The organism is Arthrobacter caoxuetaonis, from assembly GCF_023921125.1.
Taxonomy (GTDB): Bacteria; Actinomycetota; Actinomycetes; order Actinomycetales; family Micrococcaceae; genus Arthrobacter_B; species Arthrobacter_B caoxuetaonis.
Map to the genome: position 1 here is coordinate 3,443,728 of NZ_CP099466.1, position 13,576 is coordinate 3,457,303.

Below are 13,576 nucleotides of genomic sequence, written 5' to 3' on the forward strand. Positions count from 1 at the left end.
CCATCGGAAGGAACAGCATGGCCCACGAAGCATGGACGCCTGTCAGCACGCACGCCCTGGCACTGGGCGAAGGACTGCGCCCAGCCCCGGGCGGGGTCCGCTGGGTGGACCTGATGGCCGGAGAGCTCTATGCCTGGACGCCGGGAAGCAACGGCGGGCCGGTGCTCACCCACAAGCTGGACCGGCCCCTCGGCGTCGCTGAGCTGGACCGTGCGGGCCGGCTCATCGCCGCCGCCGGCACCGGCATCACCGAGCTTCTCGACGGCGGCGGGGAACGTGTCCTGGCCGATACCGGACTGGATCCTGCCCGCTACCGCGTGAACGACGGCGCTTTCGCCCCGGACGGTTCCTTCTGGTTCGGCACGATGGTGCACGACGGGTCGGAGCCCGCCGGCGCCGTCTGGCGCTGGGACCCGGCGAGCAACGACGTCGTGAAACTGCTTGAGGGCATCAGCACCCCCAACGGCCCGGCGTTCCTTCCCCAGGGTGCCGGCGTGCTGGTGGCGGACTCGGACGCGGGCCGCATCCTGCACACCACGGTGGCCGATCCGGCGGCGGTCACGCCGTTTGCGGATGTAGCCGGCGGGTCTCCGGACGGCATGCACATCGACGCCCGCGGGCGGATTTGGAATGCGGTGTGGGGAGCAGCCCGCCTCGACGTGTACGCCGAAGATACCCAGTTGCTGGGCTCTGTCCCGCTGCCGGTGAGCCAGCCAACCAGCGTGCTCGTCACTACGGGCCCGGATCCCCTGCTGCTGGTCACCAGCGCGCTGACGGGACTGAAGGAACCGGCCGCGCTGGACGGCTTTACGCTCGGAGCGCCGCTGTCCCGGGTGCTGCCGGGCTTCGTGGCGTAAGCCCGCCTAGCTGCCGACGAACCGGCTGCGTCCGGCGAGGAAACCCATCCCCGCCGCGGCAGCACCGATGCCCAGGAACATCAGCGCAGCGGGCGTAAAGGATCCCGTGGCCGTGTAGAGGACCCCGACCAGGAGCGTACCGGAGGACCCGATTCCGTACCCGAGGCACTGCATCATTCCCGACACCCGGGCGGCGGTGGGAGCATCGCGGGTCCGCAGCACAATCATGGTCAGGGCCAGTGCGGTCAGGCTGCCCTGCCCCACGCCCAGCATCACTGCCCACACCCAAACCAGGTCCAGCGGTCCGAGGATCGTGAGCGCGAACCCTGCTCCGGTGAGCAGGGCGATGCCGGCATTCAACCAGCCCTGGCTGCGGAGCCGGGCGGCCACCGGCGGGGCGAGGAAGGAGCCCAGCACCTGGACCACGATCGAGCCCGCCACCACGTAGCCGGCCGCGGCGCCGTCGATCCCCCGTTCCCGCAGGATCGGCGCCAGCCAGGCGAAGACGCTGAAGGACATCATGGCCTGCAGGGCCATAAAACCGGTGATCTGCCAGGCCAGCGGCGAGCGCCAGACGGAAGGGCCGGCGTCGTCCTGTTTGCGGTCCGGCGCGGGACGGCGGCGCAGCGCCAGCGGGGCGAACAGCAGCACGACCACGACGGCAGGCAGCGCCCAGAAGCCCAGCGCTGCCTGCCACGATCCGGAGGCTCCAAGCAGCGGCTGGGTGAATCCGGCCCCCAGCGCGGCGGCAGCGCAGATGGATCCTGTGTACAGGCCGCTCATGAGGCCCAGGCGGTGCTGGAAGTCGCGCTTCACCAGGGTTGGGAGCAGGACGTTCACGATGCCGATGCCCGCACCGGCGGCGACGGTTCCGGCGGCCATCGCGGCGAAATCGCCGGTGCCGCGGACTGCCAGCCCGGCGGCCAGGACGATCATGGCGATGAGGATGGTCCGTTCAATGCCCAGTCTCCGGGCCAGCGCGGGTGCTGCGGGGGCCACCATTCCGAGCAGCAGGACCGGCCCGGTGGTCAGGGCAGTCACCAGGACGGCAGGCATTCCCGAAGCGACAGTGATCTCCGGAAGGATCGCGGAGAAGCTGGAAAAGACGGTGCGGAGGTTCAGGCCAATGAGCACAATGCAGACGGCCAGCAGAACGGATGCGGTCCGCCGGGTTGGTGCCTGCGAGGGCGCCGTGCGCTCCGGTGCCTGCATCAGGGTGTTGTCCATGTCTTCGGTGTCCTCTCCCGAGGACAAGCCCCGTACGTTCGCAGGACAACGGTACGAGCAACCTTGTGGCCTGACCAAAACGCCCCCTCCCGCCGAGAGGACAGTTACGGCTGGTTTGAGCGCTCAAACCAGCCGTAACTGTCCTCTCGGTGGAAGGGAGGCTCGGCGAAGAAGCCGGCTAGGACACCGTGAAGGGCAGCACCAGCCGGGACGGATGCTCGGCGTCGCGGTAGACCTTGTGCGTCACCGGGCGGCCCACCGGCAGGTGGAAGGCATCCGGCGGCAGCAGTGCGTTGTGCTCGTCGGCCAGCGGCTCGTTGTTGGAGAGTTCCGCGACCAGCTTGTGGCCGGGCAGGAACGTGTTCGCAAACGGGTAGAGCCGCACCACGTACTCTTCGACCTTCCCCGGTTCCACTGGCACTGAACGGGTGTGCGGGTGGTACGGGTTGCCCTCGGTGGTGCGCTCTTCGTCCAGCTCCCGGTGCGAGGCCTTTAGGTACCCCGTAGTGATGAGCTGGCGCTTGCCGTTCGGCGCCGCATCCCAGAGCCGCAGGATGAAGTTGGTATCCGGCTGGTCAATTTCCACGAACAGGTGCGCGGCTCCGGTGCCGATCATTTCGACCCGCTCCTCAAACACGTCGGTGTTCCAGGAGAGGATTTCCACCTTGTCCGTCACGGTCAGCGGGGCCTGGTAGAAGCCGTCCGGTGCCGCGTATTCCGTGCCCATCAGCTCGGGTTCGACGCCGAGCTTGCGGCGGGTGCGCAGGTACAGCGGCTTGTACTCCACTTCCTTGGGCGGCCAGGCATCAGCAGTGACAACCTCGCGGGAGCCTTCCACGAACACGCTGACCGCGGGCTCGTCCATGACACCGTTGTCGATGCCCTTGATCCAGTAGTCGTACCAGCGGAACATCTTGTCGTGCTCTTCGATGAAGGGCCGGGACTGCATGGGCGGGTAGGGCCCAATGTCCAGCTTCTTCGGACCCTTCAGGGCGTCGAAGAGCTCGATTGTGCCGTCCAGCGTCCAGCCGCGGCCCTGGTCCAGCTGCAGCCAGACCGGGATGTCGATGTTCGGTGCCAGGGTGATCGGATTGCGCTCTTCGTACCACTCGCCGTCGACGTCGTTCATCACAATGTCGAACCAGGCTTCGTGGTTCACGGGGTAGTTCAGCACATGGACCAGGTTCGGCCAGGCCGCAATATCGGGATCGGCCAGGCGCTCGGCGACCAGCTTCTTCAGCTCTTCCGGGGAGTACTTTTCCACCATCCGGGACTTCACCCGGTCGGTGAACGCCCAGCCGGAGTCACCGCCGCGGCCTTCCCGGGCGGCCCGCGGCATAAACCACATCACGCCGCCGTGGTAGGTGGTCTCGTAGAAGTCGTAGTGCCCGCCGGAGACGAAAATCGCCTTCAGGTGCGGGGGCCGTTCGGCGGCGGCAAGGACCTGCATGGAGCCGAAGTAAGAGATGCCGACCATGCCCACGTTGCCGTCGCACCAGGGCTGCGCGGCCACCCACTCGATGAAGTCGTACGCGTCCTGGCCCAGGGAGACCCCGCCGGCGTTGTAGTTGCCGATGTGCTCGCCGCCGGAGTCGCCGGAACCGCGCAGGTCGCCGATGACGTGGACGTAGTCTTCCTTCACGATCCTGGCTATGTCCCCGGCCTCGATGCAGCCATCCCACATGGGGCTGGGCCGGCGCTGCGGCGGCATGGTCAGCGCCATGGCCTGCAGTTCCTTGCCGTACGGGCTCAGCGCAACCAGTGCCGGACGCGGTTTGTCCCCGGCACCCTGGTACGCGTCGGCAGCGAGTTCGACGCCGTCGCGCATCGGAACGCGCAGGTCCTTCTGGACCGTGATGGGCATGCCGCCGGCATTAATCGTCTGGAAAGTGGCCATGAGTGGTGCGGCTCCTCTAGGAAATCTGCTGGGTGTACCGGCTGCGGTAGCCGTCGAGGGTAGTGAAGAAGGGCGAGGGCTCAAGCGTGGGGTCGGCGGTGTAGCCGAGCTCCGCGGCGACCTTTTCGAAGGGCGAGTAAACCGAACCGGTTTCTTCCAGCCCGGCGTCGAGCGCCCCGGTGACGCTGGCCCGGATCCGTGCTTCCAGCGCCAGGGACTCATCCAGTGCGCGCCGTGCCTGCGCCGCATCAAGTTCGACGCCGTAGGGCTCACCGTCCGCTCCGCGGTACGGGTGGCCCAGGTACAGGCGTTCCGGCCGGACCTCATCCCGGAGGTACAGGAGGCTGGAACGGTACGCGGCCGGATCCGTGTAACCGGGGAACCGGTTGGCGGCACCGTGAATCTGCACGGCGTCGCCCACGAAGACGGCACCGTCCAGCTGGTACGCCACGGACCCCGCCGTGTGGCCCGGAACGGAATGCACCTGTACCCGCACGTCTCCGCCGAGGGACAGGGTTTCCCCGCCGCGCAGCAGCACATCCGGTTCCATCTCGCCGGAAATCACGGCCTGGGCGGACCTGGCCTGCTGCTCCACGCCGTCGGGCGCGTTCAGGTACCGGTGACGGCCGTGGACGTACTCCTCCACGTGCGCCCGGCGCGAGCGCAGCAGCGGCGCGTCCGCCTCGTGGATGACGACTTTCGCCTTGCCCCCGGTGAGGTCGTAGAGTGCCTGTGCTCCCCCCAGGTGGTCGATGTGCCCGTGCGTGAGCAGGATCCAGCGGACCTCCTCGATGCTTCGTCCCAGCGCTTCCAGGGCAGGGAGCAGTCCTTCCGCCGGGGAAGAAGCGATGCCGGTGTCCACAATGGCCGGCTCCGGTGCGTCGATGAAGTAGCTGTACAGCCCGAACCGGCCCCAGGGCGAGACCAGCGGATGGACTGCGGCACTCACTGTGAGGCTCCCCCGCGGAGGAACTTTCCGGCTTCCGCCAGGGCACCGTAGAACTCCGGAATCCAGGAGAAGTTGGCGACGAACCCGTGGTTCGCGCCGTCGTACCGGCTCAGCACGGTCTCGACGCCGGCGCTGCGCAGGCGCTGGGCGTAGAGCTCACCTTCATCGCGCAGCGGATCAAACTCCGCGGTAATGACCAGCGCCTTGGGCAGGCCGCTGAGGTCCTCGCGCTTGATCGGTGAGACCAGCGGGTCGGAGGGGTCGGCCCCGCTGTCCAGGTAGAACGCGTTGAAGGGTTTCAGCCCTGCGGTTTCAAGCCCGTAGCCCACGGCGTTTTCCCGCATCGAGGCATAGCGGTCGGCGTCGAAGTCCAGGTCCAGCGACGGGTAGAAGAGGATCTGGTGCGAAATCGCGCCAAGTCCTCGATCCTTGGCCATGGCGGTAACGGCGGCGGCGAAGGTGCCGCCGGAGCTGTCGCCCGCGACCGCGAGGTCCTTGCCGTTCCAGTCCAGTTCCCCGGCCTGCTCCGTGACCCATTCCACGACGCCGTAGCAGTCTTCGAGCCCGGCCGGAAAAGCGGCTTCCGGTGCCAGCCGGTAACCGACCGAGATGACCTTGTAGCCGCTCTCATTTGCCAGCGCACGGGCCACGTGGTCGTGGGTGTCCAGGCTGCCGAGGAAGAACGCGCCGCCGTGGAAGTAGACAAGCACACCGTAGGAATCGGCATCCTCCGGGGTGTAGATCCGCACCGGCACGTCACCGGCCGCAGTTGCTGCCACGGTGTCCTGGACATGGTGCACCGGAGTACGGTCTGCCAGGGGCGGAACCTGCACCTCCTCGCCGGCACGCATGGCTGCAGGATTCAGCGGTCCCTCCGGGGGCGCCGGAATTGTGGCAAGGATCTTGGCAATTTCGGGATGAATAGGCATATCTGATTTTCGCTTACTTGGCCGCAGCCTGCTCGGGGAAGGCGTTCTCAACGGCGTTGGCGTTCCAGCCCATCCGGGAAAGACGCTGCAGCTCGTCGGTGGCCGGCTTGCGGGTGGCCTGGTAGAGGGCCAGTGCTTCCTTTACGGATCCCGCTTCGAGGAAGGCATCGGCAAGGCCGCCGGCATCCTGGATCGCAGAGTTTGCGCCCTGGCCCTGGTGGTGCAGCATGGCGTGCGCGGCGTCGCCGAGCAGGGCCACACTGTCCGTGTGCCAGTTTGCTACCGGATCGATGTCGAAAACGGAACGGCTGGTGACCTGGCTGAGGTCCAGGTTCCGGGCAATCTTCACGATCCGCTCGTCAAAGCCTTCGAGCAGGGACACCAGGTAATCGTTGGTGATCTCCGGTGCCCAGGAGCCGTCCTCGGACGGGGCGGTGATGTCGTAGGAGAGCTGGCCGCGGTGCGGCAGCGGGAGGTTGTAGGCAATGGTGCCGTTCTGGCCCATGTAGAAGCGCGGGTTGTTGTCCTCGGTTCCCAGGCCGAAGGCATCGTCCAGGGAAATGACGGCACGGTAGGCATGCTCTCCGGCGAAGACCGGCTCCTGGTCGGAAAACAGCTGCTTGCGGACCAGGGACCGGATGCCGTCGGCGCCGATGACTACATCCGCGGTAACCGTGTTGCCGTTTTCGAAGGTCAGCTTGGCCTGCCCGCCCAGGTCCTCGATGGAGGTGAGCTTGTGGTCCAGGTGGACCACCTCAGCCGGGAGCACGCCGAGCAGGGCTTCAATGAAGTCCCCACGGTGGATGATGCGGGTGTGGTTGGGCTGTTCGAAGTCGTTTAGCTGCGGCCAGACTTCCTGGGCCAGGACCTGCCCGCCGTCCGCACTCAGGATTTCCAGGTAGTCGCTGGGCGAGCTGACTGCAGCGATCTCCTCGAAGATGCCCCACTGCCGGAACAGCTCCACTGTGATGGGCCGCAGGCCAATACCGGCGCCAACCTGGCCCAGCGCGGGTGCCTGCTCGTAGACATGTACGTTCTGGGCACCGATGTTCCGCAGTGCGATCGCGGCGGCAGCGCCGCCGTAGCCGCCGCCTACGACGGCGATGGACAGGTTCTGGATTTCTGAAGTCTTCATGGCTGGATCACTTTCTGACAGGACGGCGCGTCGCTGCGCCGAGGAAGGGATGCTGGATCAGGCGTGGATGGAGAGGAAATCGGCGGGATTGTCGATAAAGAGAGCCTTGATGGACGCTTCGTCCAGGCCTGCCCGGCGCAGGTCCGGGATCAGGTCCTCGAAGATGTAGTTCACGGTGTGGCCCTTGACGCCGGGCCAGCCCAGCGGGCTGCAGTTGGCGTCGGCGGAGGCCAGCAGCTGGTTCAGGTGGCCTTTTTCCACCAGGTCCATAAAGTGGTCCAGGCGCTCCTTGCGCGGCCGGGCCCAGAACGGCGGATCCGGAAGTTCGGTCTCATACCCGAAGGTGTCGAAGCCGATTCGCCCGCCCTGGCTCATGATCCATTCGCTGGGGGTGTTCGGGGCGTTCAGTCCATCGTCGGCGTGGCCGAAGAGCACGCGGTCCAGCGGCAGCCCTTCCTGGTTGAAGATCTCGATTGCCGGCTGCGGGTCGATCGCCAGGTGGGTAAGGATCGGAACGCCGGTGGCCGCTGCAGCCCGCGCTGCAGCACGGTAGATGCGCTTGTCGAGTTCGGTCATGCGGCCGCCGCGGCTGACGCCGACCTTGATCACGCCGGCCTTGGCGCCGGTGTCCCCGATCCCAACGGTGATCTCATGGACGAAGACCTTCGCCAGGTACTCCACGGAAGCGCGGGCGAAGTGCGGCAGGGCGGTGTCGCCGCCCACGAATCCGGTGCAGGCAACAATGTGCACGCCGGTCTTCTTTGACAGGGACTTGTAGTAGTCCACGTCGCGGCCGTTGCAGATGCCCGTGGCGTCAACGAAGGTGCCGCCGCCGTATTCGTGGAACTGCCGCAGCTTCGGCACGGTCTCCGCGTACCGTTCTTCCGGCGTCTTCCACCATTTTGAGTCCAGCTCGCTGCCCGGCATGCCGTAGCCAATGTGCTCGTGGACCGCCACGATTCCCAGCTCTTCGGCCGGGATCGTGCCCAATACTGTGTTTACCTTCGACAAACCAACACCTCGAAAAATTAGTTGAAACCTGTGGGAGGCCCGCTCTAGCGGACGGAAAGAAGCCGCTGGGGATTCTCGGCGGTGATGAGCCGGGCATCCGCCTCGGAGAGACCCTGCTTCTGGAGGAACGGCAGGAAGCTGGTCAGCACGTGGCCGTAGGGAAGGTCATAGTCCGGCTGCCCAAAGGCGGCGCCAATAGCGTTGGAAGAGAGCAGAATCCGGTCTGTGCAGCCGGCATCCACGAGTTCCAGGACTAAGGCGGCGCGCTCGGAATCGTTCAGGTAGCTGGCGTCGTCGTTCAGGCCCACATGGTCGATCCCCACGTAGGCTCCCAGGCGGGCAATTTCGACGGCGGTGCCTGCCGCGTCTTTGCGGTCCAGCCCGCCGACCACCACGCGGTCCGCCGGAAGTCCTTCATCCAGCACCAGTTCGAGTTCGCGTACGGGCTCGGTGCCGAACCGCAGGGAAACGGGAACACCGGTAGCCAAGGCCGTGCGGGCCGCACCCCGGAAAAGGCTCTCCTCGGTGGGCGTGATTCCGGAGCGGTCCGCTGCCGTGGCAACCAGCCCGGCAGCTGCCCGGCGTTCCAGGCGCGGAATCACCATGCCCTCACTCACTTCCCTGGAGAACAGATCCGCAAACTTCTCTGCCGGCCACGGCGTGGGAGGGTTGGTCTGCGGGGTGAGGAAGTACCCGCCCAGCATCTCCTCGGGGCCCATGCCGGTGGAAGCGACAATGTGGACGCCGGTGGCCCGGGACAGCGCCTCGTAGAGCGGCAGGTCCCGTCCGTGGAACATGCCGGTGCTATCCACTACGGTGTCGCCGCCGGCACTGCGGAAGTCTTTCAGCTTTCCGGCCAGCACCTCGAAGATCGCCGCGCGGTCCAAAGTGATGTCCGGGGCATATTCGGCTCCGGGAATGACCGAAAGCAACGCTTCATGGATAGCTGTGACTCCCAGCTCGGATGCGGGGACCGGACCCAGGACAGTGTTTACCCGAGGGCCGGAAGGGGTGCTGGCGTCGTCGCCGGCGAAGTCGCTCACGTGGCGTCTCCTTGGAAGATCGGGGCGGAGGCGGGATGTGACCTGGGCCATGCCCCGCTGCTGTGTGGCTATCCTCACAGTTTTCTTTACACGATGTCAAGCAAAACCTTTTCAATGCGTTTGTGACGCAGTCGCCCTGTTGTTGCTATTGACACGCTGTAAAGGTTCACCCACACTGTCTCCTGTGACGCCGGTCACCGACACCCCCTCCGTCTGACCACACGAAACGAAGGAGTTTCAGCGATGAGCCAGAACATGCCGACGGCGGGTGGTGGCTCCGTTCGGGCAACCTTCCTTGCCGCCTACAGTGCCGTCACCCTCGCCCAGATGACCAACGCACTGCCCGGAGCCCTGAACGGCACGTTTGCGGCCGAGTTCCACACCTCGGGCGCCGGACTGACCTGGATCGCCGGGGTCTTTATGATCGGCGTCGTTGTATTCGAACTCAGCTGGGGCGTCCTCGGAGACCTCTTTGGCCGGAAGAAGCTGCTGCTCGCCGGGGCAGGGCTGACCATCGCCGGAGCCGTGCTCGCTGCGCTGGCGCCGGTGACCGGCGTAATGATTGCCGCCCAGGCTATTGGCGGCATCGGCGCCGGCATCCTGTTCCCCATTTCGCTCTCGATGATCGCCGCCATCACCCCGGACCCGCGGGCCCGCGCCAAGGTGATCGCCACCTGGGCAGGCTTCCTCTCCCTGGGCGCCGTCATCTCCCCGGTGCTGGCCGGGCTGACTTCGCAGCTCTTCACCATTCCGGGCGCCGCCCCCGGCGACCCCAATATCTACAGCGGCTGGCGGGTGGCCTACTTCGTAGCCGCCGGACTGGCAGCGGTGCTGCTGCTGCTCTCACTGAAGGCCCAGGACTCTGCGGCTCCGCAGGGCCGCAAGCTGGACCTTCCCGGCCAGGCAACCCTGGCCCTGGGGCTGATCGCCGCCCTGTTCGCAACGGTCACCGCCGTGGATTCCGGCTTCGGCGCACCGGTGGTGATCGCGGCCTACGTTGCGGGGGCCCTGCTGCTGGGTCTGTTCATCCTGATCGAGTCCCGCACCCCGCAGCCTCTCATCCACCTGTCCCTGTTCAAGAACCGGGCCTATTCGATCACCGGCATCGTGGCCGTGACCGGCATGTTCGCCTTCCTGGCCGTCTGCTTCAGCACCTCCGTGGCCGTCGGCGGCCTGGCGCTCACCGAAACCTGGAAGGTCGGCGTACTGTTCGTCTTCATCCAGGGACCCGCGTTCATCTTCATCCCCGTGGTGGGCTGGCTTATCCACCACGCTGCCCCGCGCTGGGTGCTCACCGCAGGCTTCGCGCTGATGGCCGCCGCCGGGTACTGGCTCTCCGGGTTCTCCCTGGGCACGCCCGAAGCGTTCGGCGGCACGCCCTGGACGGCGTTCATCCCGCCGCTGGCCCTGCTGGGCACCGGTTTCGCGCTGACCGTTGGATCCGTCACCGCCGTCGCCATCAACACCGTGGCACCGCAGGAAATCGGCATGGCCTCAGCCACCACCAACCTGCTGCGGGACCTGGGCTTCGCACTGGGTCCGGTCATCGGCTCCGCCATCGCCTTCAGCGTCGGCGCTTCCCTCTTCGCCGCCCCGCTGGCCGGGATCCTCGGCGGCGCCGGCCTCCCCGCCGAAGCAGCGGAAGGACTCTCCCAGATCCCTCCGCTCGCCTTCCTCTCCGGCTGGCCGGACGTCATTGCCGGCTTCACCGGCCAGGCCGCGGCGTCCGGAGCACCGCAGGCAGCCGTGGACAGCATGGTCCAGGCCCTGAACGGCGCCCAGCCCGCCATCCAGGGAGCGGCCGGCTCCTCGCTGGGCCAGGGCTTCCAGACCGTCTACCTGGTAGCAGGCATCACCGCGACCATCTCCGCCATCCTGACGCTCTTCGTCCCGGGCCGGTCCTCCTCCGCCCCGGCGCCCGGAACCGAGACCCCTGCCGCAGCCGCAACCGTGCCCGCCGGCAGCTGACCCACACTCCCCCACCACCACCGAAGGAGACTCTGCCGTGAACACACGCGCTGAATCTGATATCGACATCTGGGACGACGCAGTCCTGCTGGATCCCTACCCGGCCTACACCGCGCTGCGCGAGCAGGCGGGCGTGGTTTACCTGCCGAAGAACGACCTGTACGTCCTGACCCGCTATGACATCATCCGGGACGCGCTGAATGACCCGGAGACCTTTTCCTCCACCTCCATGGGATTCAATCCCATGGTCAACGAAGCCCTGCAGGGGACGTCCCTGGCCTCGGATCCGCCCGTGCACACGCAGCTGCGCGCCACGCTCTCCGAAAACCTGACCCCGCGTGCCCTGCGCGGACTGAAAGTCGTCATCGATGAGAAGGCGGAAAAGCTGGTGGCCGAGCTGGTCGCCGGCGGCAGCTTCGAAGCCATCGACGCGCTGGCGCGGGCCTTCCCGCTGGAAATCGTGGCCGACCTGATCGGCTTCACCGGCGGAGTGAAGGAGAACATGCTCCGCTGGGGGCAGGCCGCCATGCAGGTCCTTGGCCCGCTGAACCAGCGCACCCAGGAGAACTTCCCCATTGCCGGGGAGCTCTACGGCTGGTGTGCCTCCGTGACTGCGGAGGACCTGGCACCGGGGTCGATTGGCCGCGGCATTTTCGACGCCGAAGCACGCGGCGACATTCCCGCCGGCACCGCCGGGCACATCATCCACCAGTACCTCGGTGCGGGGGTGGACACCACGATCGCTGCGATTGGCAACGCCGTCGCGCTCTTTGGCCGGCACCCCGAACAGCTGGCGCTGCTCCGGGAGAACCCGGACCTGGTCTCCTCGGCGTTCGCCGAGGTGCTGCGGTTCTGGCCGCCCATCCATGTGTGGGGACGGACCGCCACCCGGGATACCGAGGTTGACGGAACGCTGATCCCGGCCGGAGCGCAGCTGGGCATCCTGTTCGGCGCCGGCAACCACGATCCGCGGCATTACGAAGACCCTGATACCTTCGACATCACCCGGAATCCGGTGGACCACCTCTCCTTTGGTTACGGCCCCCACGGCTGCGCCGGCCAGGGCCTGGCCCGGCTGGAAGGCCACGCCATCATCAGTGCCCTGGGCCGCCAAGTCGCGGAAATCCAGCTGGGTGACGAGGTCCGGATTCCGAGCAACATCACCCGCAGCATTGAGGAACTGCCGGTCATCAAGGTGGTGGCGGCATGAGGATCGAACTGGACCGTCCGCGCTGCGAAGGCCACGGACTGTGCGAAGAAGCAGCCCCGGAGCTCATGCACCTGGACGATGACGGCGAACTGGTGATCGACGTCCCGGACGTCGAGGGAGCGGACCTCGCGGCTGCGAACGCCGCCGTGCGCATCTGCCCCGTGGCCGCCCTCCGGCTGGCATCGTGACGCTGCGCCGCATCGTCGTCGTCGGCAACGGCATTGCGGGCCTGACCGCCTGTGATGCGCTCCGCTCCGGCGGATTCGACGGCGGCCTCACGGTCGTGGGTGCCGAGAAACACCAGCCGTACAGCCGGCCGGCGCTGTCCAAGGCACTGCTGCACGGCGACGACCAGCTCAGCGCCCACCAGCTGCCGGACCCGTCCCATGGGGCGGAGGAAATCCTCGGTGTTGCCACTGCCGGGATCGACGTCCAGACACGCCGGGTGCGCCTGGACGACGGGACCGAGCTGCCCTACGACGGACTGGTGATTGCATCCGGATCCTCTGCCCGCCGGCTGGGCGGGGCGGACTCACCCGAGCTCACGCTGCGCACGATCGAGGATGCCGTCGCCCTGAAGGACCGTGTGGCTGCGGGAAGTCCCAGCGTGATCGTGGTGGGCGGCGGTGCCCTGGGCATGGAAATAGCCTCCGGTGCGCTGCACCAGGGATGCCGGGTCACACTGGTTTCCGACGTGCAGCCGCTGACCCGGCAGCTGGGCAGCCACCTCTCCGGCGTTTTTATTGACGCTGCCCGGCGGCAGGGCCTGCGCTTCGTCACCGCGGGGAAGGCCCGGCTCGCCGGGACTGCGCAGGCTCCCGCCGTCGCGCTCCAGGACGGGGTGGTGCTGAGCGCCGACGTTGTGGTCAGCGCTGTTGGTGATGAGCCGAACACGGCCTGGCTCGAAGGGTCAGGCGTGCTCACCGGAGGACGCCTGCTGGCGGACAGCCGCGGGCGGGTACGCCCGGGGATTGTGGCAGCGGGCGACGTCGCTGCCTTCCCCTCCGGCAGCGGGTACGCCCGGGTGCCGCTGTGGACCAGCGCCATCGAGCAGGCCAAGACCGCTGCGCTGGGCCTGCTGCACGGGGATGCCGCACCCGAGCTGTCCTTCCAGCCGTACTTCTGGACCGAGGGATTCGGCCTCTCCCTGAAGGCCGTGGGGCCAACCCCCGTGGACGGTGCTCCGGACTTCCACGAGACCGGTCCCGCGGAGCATTCGGCACTGATGCGCTGGGAGCATCCGGACGGCTCCGGAACGGCGGTGGCAGTCAATTACCGCATCCCGGTTCCACGCCTGCGCCGCCTGGCCAATACAGGCGCCGCAGCACCGGTTCCGGCAAACTGATGAAG

At 67.1% G+C, this 13,576-nt stretch carries 12 protein-coding genes; 5 read left to right on the plus strand and 7 right to left on the minus strand.

Annotated elements, in window-relative coordinates; genetic code table 11:
- Positions 1-17 precede the first annotated feature (17 nt).
- On the plus strand, positions 18-857 hold the full coding sequence (locus NF551_RS15980) for an SMP-30/gluconolactonase/LRE family protein (protein ID WP_227896064.1): 840 nt from the start codon (positions 18-20) through the stop codon (positions 855-857).
- Positions 858-863: 6 nt separating this feature from the next.
- On the opposite strand, the gene NF551_RS15985 is transcribed toward NF551_RS15980, so the two are convergent.
- The 7 genes from NF551_RS15985 to NF551_RS16015 all read right to left on the minus strand — a co-directional run bounded on the left by NF551_RS15985 (position 864) and on the right by NF551_RS16015 (position 9,048).
- Complete coding sequence (locus NF551_RS15985) at positions 864-2,084, minus strand: MFS transporter (protein WP_227896065.1); 1,221 nt, start codon at positions 2,082-2,084, stop codon at positions 864-866.
- A 178-nt stretch (positions 2,085-2,262) separates the two neighbouring features.
- Complete coding sequence (locus tag NF551_RS15990; protein ID WP_227896079.1) at positions 2,263-3,981, minus strand: CocE/NonD family hydrolase; 1,719 nt, start codon at positions 3,979-3,981, stop codon at positions 2,263-2,265.
- A gap of 16 nt (positions 3,982-3,997) precedes the next feature.
- On the minus strand, positions 3,998-4,930 hold the full coding sequence (locus NF551_RS15995) for an MBL fold metallo-hydrolase (protein WP_227896080.1): 933 nt from the start codon (positions 4,928-4,930) through the stop codon (positions 3,998-4,000).
- The gene (locus tag NF551_RS16000) at positions 4,927-5,859 is read right to left on the minus strand and encodes an alpha/beta hydrolase (RefSeq protein ID WP_227896081.1); all 933 of its coding nucleotides are present in this window, start codon (positions 5,857-5,859) and stop codon (positions 4,927-4,929) included. Before NF551_RS16000 ends, NF551_RS15995 begins: the two co-directional genes overlap by 4 nt.
- A 13-nt stretch (positions 5,860-5,872) precedes the next feature.
- Positions 5,873-6,994 (minus strand): FAD-dependent oxidoreductase, encoded by a 1,122-nt coding sequence (locus NF551_RS16005; RefSeq protein WP_227896082.1) that lies wholly within the window; start codon positions 6,992-6,994, stop codon positions 5,873-5,875.
- A gap of 57 nt (positions 6,995-7,051) precedes the next feature.
- A complete protein-coding gene (locus NF551_RS16010; RefSeq protein ID WP_489886055.1) occupies positions 7,052-8,005 on the minus strand; it encodes a phosphotriesterase family protein in 954 nt (317 codons plus the stop codon).
- Between the two features lie 44 nt (positions 8,006-8,049).
- A complete protein-coding gene (locus NF551_RS16015) occupies positions 8,050-9,048 on the minus strand; it encodes a phosphotriesterase family protein (RefSeq protein ID WP_227896084.1) in 999 nt (332 codons plus the stop codon).
- A 243-nt stretch (positions 9,049-9,291) separates the two neighbouring features.
- Between NF551_RS16015 and NF551_RS16020 the strand changes: the two genes are divergently transcribed.
- Genes NF551_RS16020 through NF551_RS16035 form a run of 4 tightly spaced genes read left to right on the plus strand, consistent with a single transcriptional unit; the run spans position 9,292 to position 13,571 of the window.
- Complete coding sequence (locus NF551_RS16020) at positions 9,292-11,016, plus strand: MFS transporter (RefSeq protein WP_227896085.1); 1,725 nt, start codon at positions 9,292-9,294, stop codon at positions 11,014-11,016.
- Between the two features lie 37 nt (positions 11,017-11,053).
- Complete coding sequence (locus tag NF551_RS16025) at positions 11,054-12,226, plus strand: cytochrome P450 (RefSeq protein WP_227896086.1); 1,173 nt, start codon at positions 11,054-11,056, stop codon at positions 12,224-12,226.
- The gene (locus NF551_RS16030) at positions 12,223-12,414 is read left to right on the plus strand and encodes a ferredoxin (protein WP_227896087.1); all 192 of its coding nucleotides are present in this window, start codon (positions 12,223-12,225) and stop codon (positions 12,412-12,414) included. The genes NF551_RS16025 and NF551_RS16030 overlap by 4 nt, the downstream gene beginning before the upstream one ends.
- A complete protein-coding gene (locus NF551_RS16035) occupies positions 12,411-13,571 on the plus strand; it encodes an NAD(P)/FAD-dependent oxidoreductase (protein ID WP_227896088.1) in 1,161 nt (386 codons plus the stop codon). The genes NF551_RS16030 and NF551_RS16035 overlap by 4 nt, the downstream gene beginning before the upstream one ends.
- The last annotated feature ends 5 nt before the right edge of the window (positions 13,572-13,576 follow it).

Coding starts and splice junctions, on each gene's coding strand:
- NF551_RS15980 (WP_227896064.1), top strand. CDS start 18: ATGGCCCACGAAGCATGGACGCCTGTCAGCACGCACGCCCTGGCACTG.
- NF551_RS15985 (WP_227896065.1), bottom strand. CDS start 2,084: ATGGACAACACCCTGATGCAGGCACCGGAGCGCACGGCGCCCTCGCAG.
- NF551_RS16000 (WP_227896081.1), bottom strand. CDS start 5,859: ATGCCTATTCATCCCGAAATTGCCAAGATCCTTGCCACAATTCCGGCG.
- NF551_RS16020 (WP_227896085.1), top strand. CDS start 9,292: ATGAGCCAGAACATGCCGACGGCGGGTGGTGGCTCCGTTCGGGCAACC.
- NF551_RS16030 (WP_227896087.1), top strand. CDS start 12,223: ATGAGGATCGAACTGGACCGTCCGCGCTGCGAAGGCCACGGACTGTGC.
- NF551_RS16005 (WP_227896082.1), bottom strand. CDS start 6,994: ATGAAGACTTCAGAAATCCAGAACCTGTCCATCGCCGTCGTAGGCGGC.
- NF551_RS15990 (WP_227896079.1), bottom strand. CDS start 3,981: ATGGCCACTTTCCAGACGATTAATGCCGGCGGCATGCCCATCACGGTC.